Annotated in this window: 15 protein-coding genes; 11 read left to right on the top strand and 4 right to left on the bottom strand. The window is 66.7% G+C overall.

Translation table 11 applies throughout. The features are described 5' to 3' along the window. Positions 1-2 precede the first annotated feature (2 nt). The 3 genes from QM470_RS01370 to QM470_RS01360 all read left to right on the top strand — a co-directional run bounded on the left by QM470_RS01370 (position 3) and on the right by QM470_RS01360 (position 4,585). Positions 3-869 (top strand): sensor histidine kinase, encoded by an 867-nt coding sequence (locus QM470_RS01370; protein WP_283337860.1) that lies wholly within the window; start codon positions 3-5, stop codon positions 867-869. An 81-nt stretch (positions 870-950) separates the two neighbouring features. Then, entirely contained in the window at positions 951-1,748 is a 798-nt protein-coding gene (locus QM470_RS01365; RefSeq protein WP_283337859.1) for an HDOD domain-containing protein, read from the top strand. A 284-nt stretch (positions 1,749-2,032) separates the two neighbouring features. Next, on the top strand, positions 2,033-4,585 hold the full coding sequence (locus tag QM470_RS01360; protein WP_502846788.1) for an AI-2E family transporter: 2,553 nt from the start codon (positions 2,033-2,035) through the stop codon (positions 4,583-4,585). A gap of 88 nt (positions 4,586-4,673) precedes the next feature. Here the strand turns inward: QM470_RS01360 and gbd are convergent, their stop codons facing one another. Further along, positions 4,674-5,810 (bottom strand): 4-hydroxybutyrate dehydrogenase, encoded by a 1,137-nt coding sequence (gene gbd, locus QM470_RS01355; protein ID WP_283337858.1) that lies wholly within the window; start codon positions 5,808-5,810, stop codon positions 4,674-4,676. A gap of 326 nt (positions 5,811-6,136) precedes the next feature. On the opposite strand from gbd, the gene QM470_RS01350 reads away from it, so the two are divergent. Both QM470_RS01350 and QM470_RS01345 read left to right on the top strand, forming a co-directional pair. Continuing rightward, a complete protein-coding gene (locus QM470_RS01350; protein WP_283338194.1) occupies positions 6,137-7,084 on the top strand; it encodes an alpha/beta hydrolase in 948 nt (315 codons plus the stop codon). 60 nt (positions 7,085-7,144) lie between these two features. Continuing rightward, positions 7,145-7,999, top strand: coding sequence for a GNAT family N-acetyltransferase (locus tag QM470_RS01345; protein ID WP_283337857.1), 855 nt, complete (start codon positions 7,145-7,147; stop codon positions 7,997-7,999). 109 nt (positions 8,000-8,108) lie between these two features. Here the strand turns inward: QM470_RS01345 and QM470_RS01340 are convergent, their stop codons facing one another. Together QM470_RS01340 and ygfZ are read right to left on the bottom strand one after the other, a co-directional pair. Beyond that, positions 8,109-8,804, bottom strand: coding sequence for a hypothetical protein (locus QM470_RS01340; protein ID WP_283337856.1), 696 nt, complete (start codon positions 8,802-8,804; stop codon positions 8,109-8,111). 196 nt (positions 8,805-9,000) lie between these two features. Beyond that, positions 9,001-9,903 carry a CAF17-like 4Fe-4S cluster assembly/insertion protein YgfZ gene (ygfZ, locus tag QM470_RS01335; RefSeq protein ID WP_283337855.1) on the bottom strand — a complete coding sequence of 301 codons (903 nt, stop codon included), beginning with the start codon at positions 9,901-9,903 and terminating at the stop codon, positions 9,001-9,003. A 48-nt stretch (positions 9,904-9,951) separates the two neighbouring features. Here ygfZ and mltG point away from each other — a divergent pair, with 48 nt between their 5' ends. The 6 genes from mltG (at position 9,952) to QM470_RS01305 (ending at position 15,268) form a co-directional block, all read left to right on the top strand. Further along, a complete protein-coding gene (mltG, locus tag QM470_RS01330; RefSeq protein ID WP_283337854.1) occupies positions 9,952-10,947 on the top strand; it encodes an endolytic transglycosylase MltG in 996 nt (331 codons plus the stop codon). 60 nt (positions 10,948-11,007) lie between these two features. Further along, positions 11,008-11,700 (top strand): dTMP kinase, encoded by a 693-nt coding sequence (tmk, locus tag QM470_RS01325; RefSeq protein ID WP_283337853.1) that lies wholly within the window; start codon positions 11,008-11,010, stop codon positions 11,698-11,700. After that, positions 11,697-12,722 (top strand): DNA polymerase III delta subunit-related protein, encoded by a 1,026-nt coding sequence (locus QM470_RS01320; RefSeq protein ID WP_283337852.1) that lies wholly within the window; start codon positions 11,697-11,699, stop codon positions 12,720-12,722. Before tmk ends, QM470_RS01320 begins: the two co-directional genes overlap by 4 nt. 293 nt (positions 12,723-13,015) lie before the next feature. Then, positions 13,016-13,822, top strand: a complete 807-nt coding sequence (locus tag QM470_RS01315) for a TatD family hydrolase (RefSeq protein ID WP_283337851.1) — start codon at positions 13,016-13,018, stop codon at positions 13,820-13,822. Next, positions 13,819-14,514 (top strand): ankyrin repeat domain-containing protein, encoded by a 696-nt coding sequence (locus tag QM470_RS01310; protein WP_283337850.1) that lies wholly within the window; start codon positions 13,819-13,821, stop codon positions 14,512-14,514. Before QM470_RS01315 ends, QM470_RS01310 begins: the two co-directional genes overlap by 4 nt. Positions 14,515-14,800: 286 nt before the next feature. Continuing rightward, positions 14,801-15,268 (top strand): pyridoxamine 5'-phosphate oxidase family protein, encoded by a 468-nt coding sequence (locus tag QM470_RS01305; protein WP_283337849.1) that lies wholly within the window; start codon positions 14,801-14,803, stop codon positions 15,266-15,268. A 138-nt stretch (positions 15,269-15,406) separates the two neighbouring features. Here the strand turns inward: QM470_RS01305 and QM470_RS01300 are convergent, their stop codons facing one another. Then, positions 15,407-21,379, bottom strand: a complete 5,973-nt coding sequence (locus tag QM470_RS01300; RefSeq protein ID WP_283337848.1) for an autotransporter domain-containing protein — start codon at positions 21,377-21,379, stop codon at positions 15,407-15,409. Positions 21,380-21,587: the final 208 nt, after the last annotated feature.

Here is a 21,587-nt window from a genome sequence, read left to right as displayed (position 1 = left end):
GTATGCCGCGGCTTCGCCAGCGCAGTGCGCAGCGCCACCCCGCCTGGATGCTGGGCGCGGGCACGGCGCTGTGGCTGCTGGAGATTGCCGCCATCCTGTACTGGCACCTGGGAGCGGCATCGCCGGATGCCCTGTATGAATGGCAGAACTGGGCCGTGATTGTGGTGCTGCACCTGCTGACCGCCACCTGGTTCGGACTGATGTGGCCCAAGGTGCTGCGCTGGCGCCGCCGCAGCAGCCTGCGGGTCTCGCCCGCAGTGCGCGCCGAGCGCGAACGCATTGCCCAGGACCTGCACGACGGCGCAGGCAGCCACCTGTCCGGGGCGCTGGCGCTGCTGGAGACGCCGCAGCCGAATCTGGCGCAGGTGCGGCGGGCCGTGGAGCACGCCATGTTTGCGCTGCGCGTGGAGATGGAAGCGCTGGACGATGCGGATGCCTCGCTGGTCGAGCGCCTGGCCTCGATGCGCTGGCGTCTGGAGCCCTTGTTGAGCGAGCGCGGCATGGCTATGCAGTGGAACATGCCGCTGGACGAGGCCGACACCAGTCCGCGTGCGGAAAAAGGGCTGCAGCTGGCCTTGCTGGCGCAAGAGGCCATGAGCAATGCCTTGCAGCATTCCAAAGGGACCTCTCTGCGCGTGGAACTGCAGCCCGTGCCCGCCGGTTTCTGGACCCTGGAGGTGGCCGACGACGGCTGCGGCATGGAGGACGCGCCCGTGCCACGCGCTGGCCGCAGCCAGTCCGGGCGGGGCTGGGGGGTAGACGGCATGCGGGCCCGTGCCCAGCGCATAGGGGCGCAGTTTGCGCTGGAGACCAGCCCGGGCCGTGGCACCTGCGTGCGGGTGGTGGTGTCAGCCGACGCCGTTTCTTGATCTGTGGTCAATGAGTTTGTGTAGAAATGTAAAGAGTGCGGCTATGCTTGCCGCAGTCCGCACTTTCCCTTCACTTTTTGCATGCAGACCACCGAAGACCTTGCCTTGCCCTGCCAGCCGCGGGTTGTGGCCTTGCTCCTGAGCGAGCTGCTCAGTGACATGCCCAATCTGCGCCGCGTCAACCAGCTGTTTGGCTGCGACCCGGTGCTGGCCGCCAAGCTGCTGGCGCTGGCCAATTCGCCGGAGTACCAGATGGCAGGCATGGTGCGCGGCATCCCCCAGGCGCTGGCCTTGCTGGGGGTGTCGCAGCTGCGCATGCTGGTGAACGGGGCCCAGAAAGGCATGGCGGTGCGGGTGGTGCAGGGCATGGCGCTGGAGCCGTTCTGGCGGTACAGCCTGATGACGGCCAAGCTGGCGCGCTCCCTGGCGGGCATGGCCCACATGGATGGCAGCGCGGCCTATGCCGCAGGGCTGCTGCACGGCATGGGGCAGCTGATGCTGCACTACACCCAGTCGGTGGCGACCGCGCCGCTGGACGAGACCATGGACATCTGGGACCCGCGCCGCGCGCGCATGGAGGAGCGGCACTGGGGGCACTGCGCCACGCACACCACGGCGGCCCTGCTCAAGCAGTGGCGCCTGCCGCGCGAGCTGGTGGACAGCTTGCAGTGCATGGAAAATCCGCTGGCCTTCGACCAGTTCGAGCCCATGGCCGGCGTGCTGCATCTGGCGGTGTGGCGCATCCGCACCCAGGCCGCCCAGTGGGACGAGCGCAGCACTGCGCTGTCCTTCCCCTCCGAGGTGGGGGTGGCCATGGGGCTGGACATGGACGTGGTGATGCAGCAGGACACTTCCCGCTGGATGCATTCCGGTTTTTGAGCGGCACGCTGTAGTGCTGTCCCTGCCGGAGATGCCTGCGCGTGGGCGGCCGGCCCGCCAGCGAGCGACAGGCAGCCCCGCAGCCCGGGAGCCTGCCGGCATGGCCATCGGCGCCCCGCAGGTGGCAAACCCCTAAAGTGATAGCTGCTGGTGTTGCTGTGGATTGTGTCAACGGCCAAAAAGCCTTGAAATAGCCGGACCACAGTCGGGCAACCGGCTGACAGCTGCGCGCGGCCCGGCGCAGTGCAATTCCAGTGTCACCTTCCTTGTCTGCCGAATCCCCCATGCCCGAGCACGTTCCCCCGCCACCTCCCGCTGCCGACGTCCCCCCGGGGCCGCCCCGGATGGCGCGCGACCTGTCTGCGGCGCGCGCCGCACGCTGGCGCAACGAGGAGACCCTGCCGCACGGTACGGCCCATGCGCTGGGGTCCGTGGCAGCCATGCTACCGGCGCTGCGCCTGCTGGTGGGCCTGCTGATTGCCGCGCTGGTGATTGCGGCCCTGTACTTTGGGCGGGACATCCTGATTCCGCTGGCCCTGGCCGTGCTGCTGGGTTTTCTGCTGGACCCCGCCGTCAGCCGCATCAAGCGCTGGGGTCTGCCGCGCATGGCGGCCACCTTGCTGGTGGTGGCGGTTGCACTGGGCGGGCTGGGGGGGATGGGCGCCTACCTGACCAACCAGGTCAGCGAACTCAGCGCCGACCTGCCCACCTACCAGAGCACCATCCGCAAGAAGCTGCGCAATCTGCGCAACCTGGTCAAGGGACCCAGCATGTGGGACGGGGCGATCAAGACCTATGACACGGTGGAAAAGGAGATCGCCGTGGCCGCCGGCCCGCCGGAGCGGGTGCAGAAGGTGGAGATCCAGCGGCCGGACGGCCGGTCCTGGGAGCAGGTGCTGGGCTGGCTGGCCAAGATCAGCGCCCCGATTGCCACGGCCGGCATTGTGCTGCTGTTCGTGATTCTGATTCTGCTGGACCGCGATGGCCTGCGCGACCGCTTGCTGCGGCTGATGGGGGGCAATCTGCATGTAGCCACGGACGCGCTGGACGAGGCATCCGAGCGCATCGGCAGCTATCTGCGCATGCAGTTCATCGTCAACGTCACCTACGGTTTTCCCATGGCCGTGGGCCTGTGGTTCATCGGCGTGCCGGGGGCGGTGCTGTGGGGCGTGCTGGCCACGGTGATGCGCTTTGTGCCCTATGTGGGGCCCATGATCTCGGCCATCTTCCCGCTGGCGCTGGCCTTTGCCGTGGCCCCGGGCTGGGAGATGCTGCTGTGGACGCTGGGCTTGATCCTGCTGCTGGAGCTCATCAGCAACAACGTCATCGAGCCCTGGCTCTATGGCAGCAGCACCGGCCTGTCCACGCTGTCCATCATTCTGGCCGCCACGTTCTGGACGGCGCTGTGGGGGCCCATCGGCCTGATTCTGTCCACACCGCTCACGGTCTGCCTGCTGGTGCTGGGGCGCTACATTCCGTCGCTGCAGTTCATGGAGGTGCTGCTGGGCAGCGAGCCGGTGCTGGACCTGCCGCACCGCCTGTACCAGCGTCTGCTGGCCGACGATGTGGAAGAGGCCGTGGACCTGGCCGTGGATACCATCGAGGCGGCCGTGCCGGAGCGGCCCCAATCCACCCCGGCCACCCGGGCAGCCGACCGCGCCACGGCGGTGCAGGGCTTTTATGACAGCGGCGGCATTTCCACGCTGCGACTGGTCAGCAACCACTATGCCGATGTCGCCACGGCCGAGCACCGGCTGCGCCTGTCCTCCGGCCTGGACGAGCTGCTGGAGGAGCTGTACGAAGCCTATCCGCCGCCCGCCGCCACGCGCAGCGGCCGCGTGCACTGCGTGGGGGCCCGCTGGGACATGGACGCCCTGGCCGCCCAGATGGCCGCCCACAGCCTGGCGCTGCACGGCTATGCCGCCGGCCATGCCGGCCAGCCGCTGAGCAGTGCCATCGAGCAGGCCGAAACCGCTGGCTGGCAGGATGTGCGCTGGCTGGTGCTGTCCGTGCTGCACCCCCAGCCCCAGGCCCAGGTGCGTTTCATCCTGCGGCGGCTGCGCCGCCTGCACCAGCAGACGCCCCAGATCCAGGTGGTGCTGGCGCTGTGGAACGCCCCCAGCCACCTGCTGGGCGAGGGCACGGCCCAGCGCCTGGGGGTGCAGGCCGTGGTCACCAGCGTGCAGGAGCTGGTGCTGCGCCTGCAGCAGCTGGAAGCCGCCGACGGTGCGGCGCCCGGTGGCCATGTGCCCGCGGCGCTGCCTGACGACGAGGCCGAGCGCCTGCAGGCGCTGCACGCCAGCGGCCTGTTGCAGCATCCGCCGGTGCGCCTGTTCCACGATGCGGCGCAAAAAGCCGCCCATGCCTTTGGCGTGAAGTATGCCCAGGTTTCGCTGGTGGACCGGGACTGGGTGCACACCCCCGGCGGGCTGCTGGTGGCCGACGGCACACCGCCCGAGCAGGCCGGTCTGCCGCGCGACCAGGCCATCTGTTCCTATGTGGTGCACGACCACGCACCGGTGGTGGTGAACGATGTGGCCCGCGACCCCCGCTTTGCCGACAACCCGGTGCTGGCCGCCGCCCAGGTTCGGTTTTATGCCGGGGTGCCGCTGATGGATGGCAAGGGCCGGGTGCTGGGCAGCCTGTGCATCCTGCACGATGCGCTGCGTGGCATCAGCGCGGAAGAGCTGACGCTGCTGGGCATGATGGCGCAGGAGGTGATGGCGGTGGTGCAGGCCGATGCCGCCGCTGCGCCCCCGGCATCACCGCCATCGCCACCGGCCGAGGGTGGGCAGGGCGAGGCGGGAGAACCGGGAGCACCGGGAGAAAAGAGTTAGGGGGGCAGGCGGGCCTGGCAGCGCCGGGGCTGCCAGTGTGATGGCCAGCGCGGGGCCATCCGGCCCCGGCTGGTCCTGCTCTGGTCGATTACATGGAGGTGGCCAGCATGTCCTCGTAATCCTGGGCCGAGGCGATGCGCGGGTTGGTGCCGTGGCAGTGGTCTTTCAGCGCGCCGGCAATCACCTGGGCATACCAGCCGGTCTCCACGCCCATGGCGGCCAGGCCGGCGGGCAGGCCCAGGCGGGCGTTCATGTCGCGGATGGCTTCGGGAATGTCGCTGCCGCTGCGCAGGCTCATGGCGTGGGCCATGCGGTTCAGGCGGTCCTCGCGTTGCACGCTGTCGGCGGCGGCGTTGAAGCGCACCACGGCCGGCAGGAACATGGCGTTGAGTGTGCCATGGTGCAGGCGCGGGTTCACCCCGCCCAGGCTGTGGCTGAGGCTGTGCACGCAGCCCAGGCCTTTCTGGAAGGCCATGGCGCCCTGCATGCTGGCGCTCATCAGCTGGCGGCGGGCTTCGGCGTCCTGGCCGTTGCGGGTGGCGCGTTCGATGTGGGCCCAGCCCCGGGTCAGCCCGTCCAGTGCAATGCCGTCGGCCGGCGGGTTGAACGCGGCGGACATGAAGGTTTCCATGCAGTGGGCAATGGCGTCCATGCCGGTGGCGGCCGTCAGCAGCGGGGGCAGGCCGTAGGTCAGCTCGGGGTCGCAGATGGCGGTCTTGGGCACCAGATGCCAGCTGTGAAAGCCCAGCTTGCGGTGGTCGTCCACGATGATGATGGCGCCGCGCGCCACTTCGCTGCCGGTGCCGCTGGTGGTGGGCACGGCAATCAGCGGGGCCACCTGTTCGGTGATGCGGGGCGAGCCGCCTTCGATGGTGGCGTAGTGGGACAGCGGCCCTGCGTGGGTGGCGGCAATGGCCACGCCCTTGGCGCAGTCGATGGCGCTGCCGCCCCCCACGGCAATCAGGCCGTCGCAGCCCTGGGTCTGGTAGAGGGCGGCGGCGGCGCGCACTGCGGCCTCCGTGGGGTTGCTGGGCGTCTGGTCAAACACGGCGTGGGGCAGGTCGCCCAGCGCATCCACGGCCTTTTGCAGGATGCCGGCGGCCTTGACGCCGGGGTCGGTCACGATCAGCGGCTTGCTGATGCCCACGCGCTCGCATTCCTGGCGCAGCAGCTTCACGGCGCCATAGTCGAACTGGATCTGGGTGACGTAGTTGATGAAAGCCATGTGGGGAATCGCTCCAAAGCAAACCAGGGATGGAAAACGTTTCAATGTAGGGCGGGGCAGGGGCGCTGCCAAGCGCTGTAACCCGCAGGCAGGGCGGCTGACCGTCCGCTGCGCGACAGTGCGCGGCGGCATGGGGCGCTGCTCCCGCCGTGGCAACTCCCGTCTGCCCGCCAGGGCGGTGTTTTTGCTGCATGATGCTCAGCTTTCCCCCTTCTTCAGGGAGGCCGTGCCGCTGCATGCTGCGGTGGCGCTGCCCTCGCTTGACTGCCTTGTCCGCCGTGAACGACGCCACCGACTTCCTGCCCCAGTACCCCCTGACCCCTGCGATGCGCGACGTGTTGCGCCGCATGGCGCGGGCCAATCGCCCGCATATGCACCAGCTCACGCCCCAGCAGGCCCGCGCGGCCTATGAGGCCGGTGCCGGCGTGCTGGAAATTGCCAAGCTGGCGCTGCCGCGGGTGGAGGAACTGCAGATTCCGGCCCGCGACGGCGCCTTGCTGGCCGCCCGCCTGTATGCGCCCCAGGCGCAGGTACAGGGTGTAGGCGAGGGCGAGGGCCCGCCGCTGCCGGTGCTGCTGTATCTGCACGGCGGCGGTTTTACCGTGGGCAGCATCGACACCCACGACCAGCTGTGCCGCAGCCTGGCCCACCAGGCGGGCTGCGCCGTGGTGTCGCTGGACTACCGCCTGGCACCGGAATGGCAGTTTCCCACGGCCAGCAACGACGCCTGGGATGCGCTGCAGTGGCTGGCCGCCCAGGGCGCCGCGCTGGGGCTGGACACTACCCGCATCGCCGTGGGTGGCGACAGCGCCGGCGGCACCTTGGCTGCCAGCAGTGCCATCCTGGCGCGCGATGCGGGCCTGCCGCTGGCGCTGCAGCTGCTGATCTACCCCGGCACCACTGCCCACCAGGACACGGATTCGCACGAGACCTTTGCCCACGGCCTGCTGCTGGAGAAAGAAGGCATTGCCTGGTTCTTCAGCCAGTATGTGCGCAACGACGCCGACCGCTCCGACTGGCGCTTTGCCCCGCTGCTGGCCCCGGATGTGGACGGTGTGGCGCCGGCCTTCATCTGCCTGGCCGAACTGGACCCGCTGGTGGACGAGGGCGTGGCCTATGCCGACAAGCTGCGCATGGCCGGTGTGGCGGTGGATCTGGAGATCTACCGTGGCGTGACGCACGAGTTCATCAAGATGGGCCGCGCCATTCCCGAAGCGCGCCAGGCGCAGGCCGATGCGGCCCGGGCGCTGCAGGCGGCCTTTGCTGCGCCCTGACGCTGGCCCGTCACCCGATTTCCGTTTTTTTCTTTCACCTTTTCCTTGTTGAGAATCGCCATGCAACCCGAAGATTTCCGCTGCAAGCACCGCCTGGTGGTGCGCTGGTCCGAAGTGGACGCGCAAAAAATCGTCTTCAATGCACATTACATGATGTATGCCGACGTGGCCGTCACCGAATACTGGCGCCAGGTGGCCATGCCCTATGACGCCAGCTGGGGTCTGCTGGGCGGCGAGCTGTATGTGAAGAAGGCCGATGTGACCTACCATGCCGCCGCCGTGATGGGCGATGTGCTGGACGTGGGCATACGTTGCGTCAAGCAGGGGAACACCTCGCTGCAGTTCGAGTGCGGCATCTTCCGGGGGCGCCAGCTGCTGAACACGGTGCAGCTGGTCTATGTGTTTGCCGACGCCAGCCGCACGCCCCAGCCCGTGCCCCAGGCGCTGCGCGATCTGCTCACCGCGTTTGAAGCCGGCGAGGAGATGGTGCGCCTGGAGTCGGGCAACTGGAACGACCTGGGCCGCTCTGCCGAGCGACTGCGGGTGGACGTCTTTGTGCGCGAGCAGGGTGTGCCGCCCGAGATCGAAATGGACGAGTACGACCCCATCTGCCGCCATGTGGTGGCGTTCAACCGTCTGAACCAGGCGGTGGGCACCGGTCGCCTGATCGGGGACGGCCCCGGCGTGGGCCGCATCGGCCGCATGGCCGTGGCCCGCGAACTGCGCGGCAGCCGGGTGGGCCGCCAGGTGCTGGACTGCCTGGTCGAAGCTGCCCGTACCCGGGGCGACAGCGAAGTGGTGCTGCACGCCCAGTGCCATGCCCAGAACTTCTATACCCGCGCCGGTTTTGTGCCCGAGGGCGAGGTCTACGCCGAAGCGGGCATCGACCACATCACCATGCGCCGGGTGCTGTAAGCCGGACACCGGCAGACAAGAGGGTGCCCAGGCACGGGGACGACCGGGTGCCAGGGTTTCTGTACAGCTGCACAGCTGCGCAGTGCTTCAGGGGGGGCAGGCCGGGGCTTCAGCCCGACGGGGGTTGCGCGCGCAGCACCAGGCGGCGCAGTGCCATGCCGGCACCCAGCAGCAGCCAGCAGCTGCTGTAGATGCACACGCTCCAGCACAGCAGCAGCCAACCCGGGCCGACCGCCTGCACCACGCCACCCTGGATGAAGGCTTCGCCTTCGCCCAGCGCATAGGCGGCCATCAGCACGGCCAGGCCGTGGGCCAGCAGAAAGTGGCGGATCTGCACAATCCCCTGGTACAGGCTGAAGTGTGTGTCGAAGGTGCTGGCCTGGCCCGGGTGGTTTTCCTGCAGGATGGTGGCGACCTTGCGGCGCGGGAACAGATAGCCCAGGTACCAGAAGCCGGCGAACATGGCCTTCTTCAACTGGGCCAGCGGGGCATCCAGGGTGGGCGCGGGCGCAGCGGTGTCGGTGCCGGTGTCTGCTGACGTTGCGGCAGACGTAGGTGCAGCAGACGTGGGTGCAGACGCAGACGAAAACTCCACGGCCTGCGGACCCTGCCGCCACCAGCGCAGCGTGAGCAGGGCCACCACCAGAGCCGCCAGACCCAGCGAGATGGGGTCCTGCAGGTAATCGTGCTGGGGGAATGGGCTGTCGGTGTACAGGCCGAAGGTGCGCATGGCCAGCAGCGCACAGGCGGTGTGGGCAATCGGCGTGATCTGCGTGATCGGCGTGGCGGGCGTGGTGGGGTGCATGCGCGCTCCTTGGCTGCAGGCGGGGGCAGGCTCAGTCTGCCCTGGCAGCCAGGGTGCGCATGGAGGCGGCGCTTGTCAAAGCGTGTCAGCCAGAATCGGTGGCCCCACGGCCGCCCGGCAGCTGTGGCCGGGTCGGGCGGTGGCCTGGACGGCAGTCGGTGCCGCCCGGCGGTGCGCAGCAAGCCTGCGCCGGGGCTCAGATGTCGGCCAGCAGCTCGTAGGGCAGGGGCTGCAGCGCCAGGGCCACGCCGCCGGCGTTCAGGGCTTCGTCGGTCGAGGCGATCTGCAGCGAGACGATGGCATCGAACCCGCCCGCAGGGGCTGCGGCAGACTGCACCACCATGCCCACGGGCTGTTCGGCATCGCTGGCGGCAAACACTTCGGCACCCACGGTCAGCGGTTGTTCGGCGTGGGCGGTGTAGGCGCGGCGCTTGAGCGTGCCGCGGAACTGGCTGCGGGCCACCACTTCCTGGCCGGGGTAGCAGCCTTTCTTGAAGTTCACGCCGCCCACGGATTCGTAGTTCAGCATCTGCGGCACGAACTGTTCCTGCACCGGCAGGCTCAAGGTGGCGATGCCGCTGGCCACTTCACTCCACAGCCAGGCGGCGCTGTCCAGGGCCGGGCCTGCGGGCAGGGCGCTACCGGCTGGGGCGATCCACAGCGCGCGCGGTGTGTTGCCGGCGGGATAGAGCTGCACCACATGGGCGGCGTCCACGCTGCGCAGCGTCCAGGGCGCCGCGTTGCCGGTGGCCTGGGCTGCGTTGTCGCCGGCCAGGCCGTAGAGCGCATAGTCGGCCGTGGCGTCGCTGAGCTTGCACTTGGCGCGCAGCACAAACATGGACAGGCGCTTGAGCATGGCGGGCAGCAGGTCCAGGCTGCACAGCAGCAGGATTTCTTCCGGCCCGGTCTTGAAGCCGATGAAGCTGGCCAGCATGCGGCCCTTGGCCGAGCAGTAGGCGGCCAGACGGGCGTGCTGGGTGTCCAGCAGAGCGAAGTCCTGGGTCAGCTGGCCGTGCAGAAAGCTGGCGGCGTCGGCACCTTGTGCGCGAATGACGCCCAGGTGGGTGAGGGTGGCAATGCCTTGCAAAGGAGCGGTCATGGGTGAATTATGATCCCCGGTCTACCTACTTTCTGACGGTGAGGGCTTGTGCGTCGATTGCTCCAAGGGCTGCTGTGTCTGATTTTGCTGGCTGTCATGGCCGCCGGTGTGGCCGCATGGTGGCTGGGCCAACCCCTGCCCATGAACGGGCAGACCACGGAGCTGGAGATCGAGCCCGGCACCACGCCGCGCGGCGTGGCCCGCGAGGTGGTCAAAAGCGGTATCCAGACCGATGCCCGCCTGCTGTACGCGTGGTTTCGCCTGTCCGGTCAGGACCGCAAGATCAAGGCGGGCAACTACGAGATCCCGGCGGGCACCACGCCCTACGAGCTGCTGCAGAAGCTGGCACGGGGCGAGGAAAGCCTGCGCGCCATCACCTTTGTCGAAGGCTGGACCTTCCGCCAGATGCGTGCCGCCATGGCCAAAGATGAATTCCTGAAACAGGACACCGCTGCGCTGAGCGAGGCCGACATCATGACCGCCCTGGGCAAGCCCGGCGTGGCCGCCGAGGGGCGCTTCTTCCCCGATACCTATACCTATGCCAAGGGCAGCAGCGGCCTGGCCGTGCTCAAGCGTGCCGCCCACGCCATGGACCGCCGCCTGGACCAGGTCTGGGCGCTGCGCACGGCCGATCTGCCGCTGAAGTCGCCCGACGAGGCGCTGATCCTGGCCAGCATTGTGGAAAAGGAAACCGGCACCGCGGCCGACCGGGGCCAGATTGCGGGCGTGTTCGTGAACCGCCTGCGGGTGGGCATGCTGCTGCAGACCGACCCCACCGTGATCTACGGCATGGGCGAGAAGTTTGATGGCAATCTGCGCCGCAACGACCTGCGTACCGACACGCCGTGGAACACATACACCCGCCCCGGCCTGCCGCCCACGCCGATTGCCATGCCCGGCAAGGCCGCACTGATGGCGGCGGTGCAGCCCGCAGCCACCAAGGCCTTTTACTTTGTGGCGCGCGGCGACGGCAGCAGCCACTTCAGCGCCACGCTGGATGAGCACAACCGCGCCGTCAACCGCTACCAGCGTGGCGGGAACTGAATTTTTCGATGAACCGGTGGCAGGCCCGTGCGGTCTGCTGCCCACAGATTGGCTATTTGCATGACAGCGTCCCAGCTCCCGCAGGGCATTTTTCTCACCTTTGAAGGCATTGATGGGGCCGGCAAGTCCAGCCACATCGAGCGCACGGCCCAGGCTTTCCGCGACAGTGGCCGCAGCGTCACGCTCACGCGCGAGCCCGGCGGCACGCCGCTGGCCGAAAAGCTGCGTGCCCTGCTGCTGCACGATGCCATGGACCCGCTGACCGAGGCCCTGGTGGCCTTTGCCGCCCGCCGCGACCACCTGGTGCAGGTGATCGAGCCGGCGTTGGCCCGGGGCGATGTGGTGATCAGCGACCGTTTCACCGATGCCACTTTTGCCTACCAGGGCGCGGGGCGCGGCTTTGACTGGGACAAGCTTTCCCAACTGGAACAACTGGTGCAGGCGGTGCCGGCGCTGGAAGGCCTGGGGGCGCAGCCGGAAGCGGCCGTCCGCCAGCCGGACCTGACCATCTGGTTTGACCTGCCGGCGGCCGTGGCCGCCGAGCGCCTGACCACGGCCCGTGTGCCGGATAAGTTCGAGGCCCAGCCCGGCGCGTTCTTTGCCGCCGTGGCCGGTGGCTACGCCCGCCGCGCGGACGCGGCACCGCAGCGCTTTGCCCGCATTGACGCCAACACCAGCCGTGAGGCCGTGTGGCAGCAGGTGGCCGATGTGCTGCAGGCCAAAGGCTGGCTGCAGCCGGGAGTGCTGGCATGAGTGCAGAAACCCCTGTGGTGCAGGACGGCATGCAGCTGGCCCCCTGGCTGGCCAGCCAGCGCAATGAGCTGCTGGCCCAGCGCGGCCATGCCTGGCTGCTGCAAGGGCCTTCGGGCCTGGGTCAGTTCCCGCTGGGCATGTCCCTGGTGCGGGCTTGGCTGTGCGACCAGCCTGGAGAGCAGGGCGCCTGCGGCCACTGCGGCAGCTGCCACGCCATTGATGTGCACACCCACGCCGACCTGTGCGTGCTGATGCCCGAGACCGCCATGCTGGCCCTGGGCTGGCCGCTACCGGAAAAGGCCCAGGCCGAGATCGACGACAAGAAGCGCAAGCCCAGCAAGGACATCCGGGTGGATGCCATGCGCGATGCGGTGGAGTTCTGCCAACGCACCAGTGCGCGCGGCAAAGGCAAGGCCGTGCTGGTCTATCCGGCCGAGCGGATGAATGCCATCACCGCCAATGCGCTGCTGAAGACGCTGGAGGAGCCGCCCGGTGACGTGCGCTTTGTGCTGGCCACCGAAGCAGTGCACCAGTTGCTGCCCACCATCCGCAGCCGCTGCCTGTCGCACACCATGCGCTGGCCGCAGGAGGCCGATATGTTGACCTGGCTGCAGCAACAGGGTCTGGCCGAAGATGCGGCCCGTGCCTGGCTGCGTGCCGCAGGAGGCCGGCCGGAAGATGCACTGGCCCTGTCGCGCAGCGGGCGCGATGTGGCGGCCTGGGCCCGCCTGCCCAAGGCGGTGGCCGCTGGCGACGTGACGGCCCTGGCCGATATGCCGCCGCCCGTGGTGGTGGAAAGCCTGCAGAAGCTGTGCCACGACCTGATGAGCGTGGCCAGCGGTGCGCAGCCGCGCTATTTTCAGCCGCAGGACCTGCCCAAGGCGCCGTCGCAGATGGTTTTGGCGCGCTGGGCCAAATCGCTGGCGCAGGAGGCGCGCACGGCCGAGCACCCCTTCAATGCCGGCCTGATGCTGGAAGCGCTGGTGGCGCAGGCCCGCAGCGTATTGCACGCGCGAAACTGAGCCCTGTAGCGGGCCGCTGGTGCCCTGGAGGCTGACCGGGCCGATTGCGGGGTGGTGTTGGTGTCTGGGCTGTGCATGGGCTGGTGCCTGGGGCTGTCCGCCAACCCCTGGCGCCCGGTACCACCACGGGGCTGTGCCGCGGCGCATCGCATGCGGGCAGGGGCACAAGGGCGATGCCTGCCGAGTTGTGGCAAGGGGCGGCCTGCGGCGCGCCTGCAGGCACACCGCATCTCGGTGGAAAATAGCGTTTTTCCCGTGGCCGCCGTCCCGGGCCTGCTTTCTGTTGGAACCCCATGTTTACCGATTCGCACTGCCACCTGAGCTTTCCCGAACTGCAAGCCAAGCTGCCCGAGATTCTGTCCGCCATGCAGCAGGCCCAGGTCACGCGGGCGCTGTGCATTTCCTGCACCATGGAAGAGTTTCCCGATGTGCATGCCCTGGCCCTGGGGCACGACAACCTGTGGTGCACGGTGGGCGTGCACCCGGACACCGAGGACATGACCGAGCCCAGCGTGCAGGACCTGGTGGAGCGCGCGGCACTGCCCCGCGTGGTCGGCATTGGCGAAACCGGGCTGGACTACTACGGCATGGAAGACCGCAAGGGCGGCCGCACGATTGCCGATCTGGAATGGCAGCGCGAGCGGTTTCGCACCCACATCCGCGCGGCCCAGGCCTGCCGCAAGCCGCTGGTCATCCACACCCGTGCGTCGTCGGTCGACACCCTGGCCATCCTGAAGGAAGAGGGGGAAGATGGCTCGGCCACCCAGGCAGGCGGCGTGTTCCACTGCTTCACCGAAAGCATGGAAGTCGCCAAGGCCGCGCTGGATATTGGCTATTACATCTCGTTCTCTGGCATTCTCACGTTCAAGAACGCGCAGGATCTGCGCGATGTTGCCGCCTACATCCCGCTGGACCGCATGCTGATCGAAACCGACAGTCCTTATCTGGCCCCCGTGCCGTACCGGGGCAAGACCAACAACCCGTCCTATGTGCCCTATGTGGCGCAGCAGGTGGCGCAGTTGCGCGGCATCAGCGCTGAAGAGGTGGGCCGTATCACCAGCGCCAACTTTGACCGGCTGTTTGCCGGCGTGGTGGCATGATGCGCCGCCGCCAGGCGCTGCAGCGCATGGCAGCCCGGCTGGCAGGTGGCATGCTGGTGGCAGTGCCCATGCTGCCGGCACGGGCCGATGCGACCAGCGAGTTCTTCACCGCCGTGGTGCGCGACCAGTACCGCGACGTGATGACCATGCTGCTGCGCGGCTTCAACCCCAACACCCCGGACGAACGCGGCCGCACCGGCCTGACGTTGGCCATGCGCCAGGAATCGTGGCGCGTGGTGGACACCCTGCTGCTGGCGCCGGGAATCGATCTGAACCTGGCCAACCGCCAGGGTGAGACCCCGCTGATGATGGCTGCCATCAAGGGCAATCTGGAGCTGGTGCAGAAGCTGGCCGAGCGCGGCGCCGACATCAACCGCGAAGGCTGGGCCCCGCTGCATTACGCCGCTTCGGCCGGGCTGGAGCACAGTGTGGCGATTGCACGCTACCTGCTGGAGCACAGCGCCTACATCGACGCCGCCTCGCCCAACGGCAGCACGCCGCTGATGCTGGCAGCCCAGTATTCCAGCGAGGCCATGGTCAAGCTGCTGCTGGAAGAGGGCGCCGACGTGAGCCTGCGCAACCAGCAGAACCAGACGGCGGTGGACTTTGCCCGCCGCTCCGACCGCGATTTCATGGTGAAACTGCTGTCTACGGCTGTGCGTGCCAACCGGCCGGCCAAGGGCAAGTGGTAAGGCGTTGGGTCGCCTGAAGCTGCGCCGGTTCCACAGGCTCGGCAGTCTCCACAGGCCCGGTGACCGCGCAGGGCCGTGGCCACGCAGCCGCCAGGCGGTGGCTTGCAGCGTCGCCGGCAACGACTCCTTTCATTTGCCACTTTCCAGACGCCCCCACCTAGCCCCCACTGCGCGGGCATTGTCTTTGGGTGTCCATCACGGGCACCAGCCCAGGCTGCCAGGACTTTCAAGGCTGCCCGCTGCATAGAATGGCTGCATCACTGACTTTTAAAGTGCTCAAGGTGCTATGACTCTGCTGACTTCCGAGGTGCATGCTGCGGCAAAGGCATCGGTTCTGTGCTGGCTGGCCACGGTGAATACCGATGGCCAGCCGAATGTCTCTCCCAAAGAAATCTGGACGCCGGTGGATGACCGCCATGTGGTGGTGGCGCACATTGCATCGCCGGTGTCGGTGCGCAATTTGCAAGCCAATCCCCGTGCCTGCCTGTCTTTTGTGGATGTCTTTGCACAAAAGGGCTTCAAGCTCCAGGGAACCTGCAGCGTGCTGCACCCGCAGGATGCCGACTTTGGGCGCTGGGCGGCGCCCTTGTATCCGCTGCTCGGGCCGCGTTTTCCACTGCACGCCGTACTGCTGATGGATGTGGATGCGGTGCAGCCCATCGTGGCGCCCAGCTACCGCCTGTTTCCCGCCACCACCACCGAGGCAGGCCAGATCGCCAGCGCCATGCAGCGCTACGGTGTGCAGCCGCAGTGAACCCAGGCCTGGCCCTGGTCCGCTTCGGCTGATCGGCGTCCAAGACCACGCCACGTTTTCGATTCCCCCATGCAAAAACCCCTGACGGTTTGCACCGGCAGGGGTTGAGCATTGCGCGCAGCGCAGCGCGCTGTAGCTTTAGAACGCCCAGCGCAGCTTTACGCTGGCAGAGTGGTCGCGCTGGCCGCTGCCCATCTCACCCTGGTAGCCCAGTACCAAAGCGGCGCTGCGCGACAGGGCCACATCAGCCTCCAGACCCAGCACAGCGGTATTGCGCGCCAGCGGGGTACCGGCCACGGTGAAGTTCTGGCTGCCTTCAAACGCCATGGTCTTCTTGCCCGTCACATCGCCAAAGGCATGGCGCCAGCCCACGGTGGCACGCAGGCGGCCTTCCTTGCCGGCCAGCTGGAAGTCGCTGTGCACGCGCATGCCCAAGGTGGTGCTGGCCAGGTCGTCGGTGCTGCTACGGCCCTTCAGGGCTGCAAAGCCGCCGTGCTCCTGGAAGCTGCCGGTGCGCTGTTGGCCCAGGCTCACGCCTGCAAAGGGCTCAAACCCCACCTTGTCGTACTGGCCAATGGCGTAACCCACTTCGGCAAACAGCTGCGCCGTGTGGGCGCTGTAGTCGGCCTTCAGGGTCTGGCCCAGGCTGCTCACGCGGCGCGTGGTCTCGATGTCGTGCCAGGTATAGGCCAGACCACCCAGCACGTTGATACGCGGGCCCGTGCCGGTGCCAAAGCTCTTGCCGCCGTAGACGGCTGCACTGTAGCTGTTCACGTCCGACTCGGAGGAACGGTCAGCCACCCTGCCGTCGGCATTGGTGTAACCCACAGAGCCACCCAGGCGCCAGCCGCTGGTGCCCACTTCCTGGTCCATGCCCAGGAACAGGCCCGTGGTGCGTTGCTTCAGCTGGGCGGCATTGCCGTCACCGTCATAACGCTGCCAGTGGCCCACCACCTCGGCCCATGCGGGCAGGGCCTTGGATGACGGCCAGGCCGATGCCGGCAGTGCTCCATCGCTCTGCGCCACTGGTGCACCGGCACGGAAGCCCGCCGTCATGTTGTTGCGCAGATGCTGGCCGCTGATGCCGGGGGCAAAAGCGCCCAGGCCCACCAGGCTGCTGCCCACGCTGGCCTGCACTTCGCCGGACAGGCTGGCCAGCACCGCCGCAGGTGTGCCTGCTGGCAGCTTCTCCACAAACTGGTAGAGCGCATGGCTGCTGGGCAGGCTGCTGATGGCGTTGGCGGCGGAAGACTGGTTGCGTGTTTCTGCCAGATCGGCAAATTCCATCTGTCCGCCGCCATTACCCCCTGTTCCACCGTTGCCTCCGCCACTGGATTTGCGCTGCAGTTGCAGTGTCACTTCGTTGGCAGAGTAACCCAGGCTGGTGTCCAGATAGGCAAAGTTGGAGATGGCGGAGCCAAACGTCCCCTCGATCTGGCTGGCTTGCAGAATGGCGTAGGTCTTGCCTACCTGGAAGTCGGTGGCGGCATTGGATTCATTGCCCACATGCAGCACACTGCCTGCCAGTGTGGCCTTGCCTGCCACTTTGAGCAGGCTGCTGGCAGAGGAATTGGGATCTGCCTGCACCTGGTACAGGGCGCCTTGTTCCAGCACCAGATCGCCAGCGACACGCAATGTGCCGTAGGCAGAGGACGCATCCCCCGCAGCAATGGTGGCGCCGCTTTGCACGGTCACCACCGAGCCTGTGCTGCCCACGTTGCCGGTACCTGCCAGGGTGGCGCCGCTGGCCACCGTCACGGTACCTCCCAGCTTGGCGGTGCTGCCCAGCAGCAGGCCGCCATTGGCAACCAGGGTGCTGCCGGTGTAGTTGCTGCTGTTGCCCGTCAGGGTCAATACGCCGGCGCCTGTCTTGGTCAGGCTGCCGCTGCCGCTGATTTTCTGTGCCAGGGTGGCATCGCTGGCCTGCTTCAGTTCCAGCGCAGCGTTGTTGGTGATGGCGCCGCTGGCCAGGTTGGCTACGGAGGCGACCAGGCCACCTGCGCTGATAATGGTCTCACCTGTCGCCGTGTTGGTGCCTGTCAAGGTCAGCGTGCCGGCGCCGGTCTTGGTGAAGGAGCCGTTGCCGCTGATGGTCTGGGTCAAGGTGTCATCGCTGGCTTGGTTCAGCTCCAGCGCTGCATTGTTGGTGATGGCGCCGCTGCCCAGATTAGTCACCGAAGCTACCAACTTACCGCCATCAATGGTGGTGGTACCGCTGTAATTGTTGGTTCCGTTTAACGTCAACGTGCCCGCGCCGGTTTTGAGCAAGCTGCCTGTGCCTGTCAAAGTGCTGCTCAAGGTGAAGCTGTGTGCGGCATCGGCAATGTCAATGCCTCCACCCGTGCTGCCAAGCACCCAGTTGCGGCTGCCATTGCCTGAAAAAGCCGTGCCAGTGACTTGCACGTTGCCTCCATCAAGGGTTAGCGCACCGGAGGTGTTCCCCAGGTTGTTGTCGCTGCTGACAGACAACGTGCCTGCTGCTACGGTGGTGCCACCGCTGTACGTGTTGCTGCTGTTCAGCACCAAAGTGCCTGCACCGGTTTTCTTCAGACCGTCGGTGCCTGCCAACACGTTGTCAATGGTCGCAGTCCATGTGCTGCTTGGGCCGCTGCCATCTCCCACGCGCACCTCTACCGGATCTGCATGGCCTGCATCCGCCACCAGGGTCAGTGCATCACCATTTAACCGATAGCCATCACTGGCAAATTGCAGGCCGGTGGCTTTGACGGCACCAGCAGTGCTATCCAAGGTGACCGTACCGGAAGCGCCACCAAAAATAGCAAAGCCTGGCTGGGGCGACATGGCTGCGGTGATGCTCCCTGTGGCATCGGTCCACGCCGCCGCCGTGTTGCTCCAGGTGCCCGAACCTCCACCCATGGCAGTGCTGGATGCCTGCCCATTGGCGTTCCAAAAACCGAGAGTTAAGCCCTGCGTGTTGATCAAATTGATTTTCTTGTCGGCAGTCAGAGACTGGATGGTGACGTCCGCCGGTGTGGCGGCGAAGCCGCCATTGCTCATCGTTAACGTCCCGCCATAGTCAAACAAGCGATACAGCCCTGGGCCGAAGCCGCCAGCATCTGTCACGCTAAGCGACACGCCATTCAGTGCCAAATTGCCTGTCACACTCACACTGGTGCCTTGACCAAGGGTCTGGTAATTGACGCCAGGAGTATCCAGTGCAACCGCCAGGGTGCTGCCCTGGTCCATGGTCAGGGAGCCGACGGTCAAGCTGCCGGTGCCATTGCTGGAACCAGGAGTCAAGGTGCCGCCGCTGTTCACGGTGACACTGCCAGACAAACTTCCGCTCCCTCCTAGCGTCGCATTGTTGGCGACGGTGACTTGGCTACTGGTCAAGTTGGCACCGGATGCGATGTCCAGGCGCCCGGCGCTGACGCTGGTGACGCCGCCGATAACACTGGTGCCGGTGAGTGTCAGGTTGCCGGTGCCGATCTTCTGCAGCGTGCCGTCGCCCGATATGGCGCCGCCGAAGGTGGAGCTGCTGTTGAGGCTGCCGACATTCAGGGTGCCGCCGCTGCCGATGACCAGGCTGCCGGTGCCGCTGAGGGCGTCGATGGTTTCGCTGCCCGCCAGGCTGACGGTGCCGTTGCTGCCGATATTCAGGCTCGGATTGGTGCCCAGGCTGCCCGGAATCGACGAGACGAGTTGGCCCTTGACCACATCGAACAGGCCGCTGAACGAGTTCGGCGATATAGCCATCAGCGCCAGGTCCGCGGTGCCGTCCTTGACCAGCGTTCCGCTGCCGGACAGCACGCTCTGCAGCGCGTAGGCCTGGTTGGCGACCAGTTGCAAGGTCGCGCCCGAATTGATGGCGACCGGCTGGAGGTTGGTCTGCTGCATCTCGACCACCAGGCTGCTGTTGCCGGTGACCGTCAGGCCGCCGTTGCCCAGCACACCCGAATTGAGCATCGTCACGCTGCCCGCATTGAGCTCGATCCCGCCCGAAAAGCTGTTGTTGCCGCCCAGAATGAGATTGCCGTTGCCGGTCTTGATCAGCTTGTTGCTTGAGCTCCCGGTGATGTTGCCGAGCAGGCGCAGATCGTTGTTGCCGCCCACGGTCAGGGTGCTGTTGAGCGCAACATCTTTGAGGAAGGTGACAAATTGGTTGCTGGTCAGGGTGGAGGCCCCGGTTACCGTCAAGTTGCCGGAGCCGATTGCGCTGTTGCTGCCGAGCGTCAGCGTACCGGCGCTCAACGTGGTGCCGCCGCTGTAGGTGTTGGCGCCGGTCAGGACCAGCGTGCCCGAGCCGTCCTTGTTGAGCACGGCGCTGGCGCCCTGAAGCGTGCCGTTCAGGGTCAGCGTGCTGCTGCCACCGAAATTCACGGTGCCAGTCATGAGGATGCTGTTGTTCAGGATCGAGGTGGCTGCGGAGTTGATCCGGGTACCGTTTGCCGCGGCCACGCTGCCGCTGCCCAGCGCCTGGTTGCTGCCGATCGCCAGGGTGCCGGCCGTCAGCGTGGTGCCGCCGCTGTAGGTATTGCTGCGCGTCAGCACCAAGGTGCCCGAGCCATCCTTGTTAAGCAAGGCACCGCTGCCCTGGACCAGCCCGCTCAGGGTCAGCGAACTGGTGCCGCCGAAATTCACGGTCCCCGCCAGGTTGAAGGTGTTGCTCAGGGCCGAGGTGGCTGCGGAGTCGATCCGGGTACCGGTGGCCGCGGAGACAGTGCCGGTACCCAGCGCCTGGTTGCTGCCGATGATGAGCGAGCCGCCACTGAGGGTGGTGCCGCCAATATAGGTGTTGACGCCGTTCAGGCGCAGGGACGAAGCACCGGTCTTGACCAGCGGAGAATTGATCTCCCCGTCGATTGTGCCCGAGAGGGTGAATGCCGTGGTGTCGCTGCTGAACGTCAGGCCGCCGGCGGCGATGTCGTACGAATAACCCAGGTAGAAATTGTTGGCGAAGTTCATCGTCGCCGCAGAACTGGCGATCGTACCGCCATAGCCGCCGATAAGGCCGTTACCGATAAAGCCGCTGTTGTCAGTCTGCAGCGTGCCACCCTGCAGGACGGCCTGGATGCCGCCGACCAGAGCGCCTTGCACGGTCCAGGTCCCGCCGAGGAGATTCAGGTAGCCGAAATTGGTGTAGGAGCTCAGGTTGATGTTGCCGACGCCCGTACTGGTGCCCGTGCCACCGTTCAGGGTGTTCTGCAGGTACAGCGTATTGTCGCCGCCGGCCCCGCCATCGACGATGCCGGCGGCGGCGAACTGCAGGCCGTTGATCGACTGGGCCGCGCCGCTGCCGCCGCCGCTGACGACTGACGAACCGGTGACGGCCCTGAACTCATTATTGCCACGACCCTGGCCCAACGACACGCCACCGGTAATGGTGCCCTGGTTGATAAAGATGTTGCCCTCGCCTGAACCTTCGAAGGCAACCCGCCCGGTGATGGTGCCGGTGTTGGTGAAAGTCACCTGGCTACCGCCGTAGACCCCAACCACTGGCAGGTCGGACTCGGTTTCTGTAGCGCCAGAGAGCAGGGTCGACAGGATCCGGCCGTAGTTGTTGATGTTCGTGCGCCCGCCAGAGCCATTGTTGATGTCCAGCGCCGCACCGGTGAGGTTGGTCATGCCGATGCCGAGGAAGCCGCTGTAACCGACGATCTGACCATTGTTGCCAGTGCCGGAGTTGTTGGTGATTGTCAGGCTCGAGGCGGTGGGGCTGGTTATCTTGACCGCCGTCATGCGGACCGGTGGCGGACCGTAGTAGCCCAGGTCGATGTTGCCGTTGTTGATGAAGGTGTTGTTGGTACCCGTAATGGCCAGCGTCGGGAAGGTGATGTCGTTCCTCGTCAGCAGTGCGCCGATGCCCACCGTGACCTCCAGCGAGTTGGCGTTCAGCGCTACGTCCAGGCTGGTGCCGGTACAGTTCACCGCCGCTCCGTCGGCAGGATTCCCCGGGGTGCAGGCTGCATGGGCGAATGTACTGCCAAAGGCCAAGGACAGCGCCAGCATGCCGGCATGCAAGGCCGGTACGGCGCTGCTGCGGGTGCGTTTTGAAGCGCGGCTGCTTTTGCTGCGACCGCGAGCGATCTCGCTGACGGCCTGCCATGTGCCGGTGATGCTGTTGAACACGACGCGGTAAATCTGGTTCATGGAGTGGTTTCGCTATCCAGCGGTATCGAGGAGGGGGCGGTGCACTCATGACTACGCTGGCATTGGGTACAGCTAGCAGCCTGGTGGTGCGGCGAAGAGGTAGGACGAACGAAGCCGCAGTTCCCCTGTTGGGTCGACTTTGTAAGTGATTTCTTACAAAGTCGCAGCCTAGCGACAAACGGGGTGCCTGGCTATCCCTGAGTTCAGG

The sequence above is a fragment of the Comamonas sp. 17RB genome (genome assembly GCF_030056555.1).
GTDB classification, from domain to species: Bacteria; Pseudomonadota; Gammaproteobacteria; order Burkholderiales; family Burkholderiaceae_C; genus Comamonas; species Comamonas terrigena.
This window is presented reverse-complemented; position numbering and strand designations above follow the sequence as displayed.

Coding starts and splice junctions, on each gene's coding strand:
- QM470_RS01340 (WP_283337856.1), bottom strand. CDS start 8,804: ATGCACCCCACCACGCCCGCCACGCCGATCACGCAGATCACGCCGATT.
- QM470_RS01345 (WP_283337857.1), top strand. CDS start 7,145: ATGCAACCCGAAGATTTCCGCTGCAAGCACCGCCTGGTGGTGCGCTGG.
- ygfZ (WP_283337855.1), bottom strand. CDS start 9,903: ATGACCGCTCCTTTGCAAGGCATTGCCACCCTCACCCACCTGGGCGTC.
- tmk (WP_283337853.1), top strand. CDS start 11,008: ATGACAGCGTCCCAGCTCCCGCAGGGCATTTTTCTCACCTTTGAAGGC.
- gbd (WP_283337858.1), bottom strand. CDS start 5,810: ATGGCTTTCATCAACTACGTCACCCAGATCCAGTTCGACTATGGCGCC.
- QM470_RS01315 (WP_283337851.1), top strand. CDS start 13,016: ATGTTTACCGATTCGCACTGCCACCTGAGCTTTCCCGAACTGCAAGCC.
- QM470_RS01310 (WP_283337850.1), top strand. CDS start 13,819: ATGATGCGCCGCCGCCAGGCGCTGCAGCGCATGGCAGCCCGGCTGGCA.
- QM470_RS01360 (WP_502846788.1), top strand. CDS start 2,033: ATGCCCGAGCACGTTCCCCCGCCACCTCCCGCTGCCGACGTCCCCCCG.
- QM470_RS01350 (WP_283338194.1), top strand. CDS start 6,137: ATGCGCGACGTGTTGCGCCGCATGGCGCGGGCCAATCGCCCGCATATG.
- QM470_RS01370 (WP_283337860.1), top strand. CDS start 3: ATGCCGCGGCTTCGCCAGCGCAGTGCGCAGCGCCACCCCGCCTGGATG.
- QM470_RS01300 (WP_283337848.1), bottom strand. CDS start 21,379: ATGAACCAGATTTACCGCGTCGTGTTCAACAGCATCACCGGCACATGG.
- QM470_RS01365 (WP_283337859.1), top strand. CDS start 951: ATGCAGACCACCGAAGACCTTGCCTTGCCCTGCCAGCCGCGGGTTGTG.
- QM470_RS01320 (WP_283337852.1), top strand. CDS start 11,697: ATGAGTGCAGAAACCCCTGTGGTGCAGGACGGCATGCAGCTGGCCCCC.
- QM470_RS01305 (WP_283337849.1), top strand. CDS start 14,801: ATGACTCTGCTGACTTCCGAGGTGCATGCTGCGGCAAAGGCATCGGTT.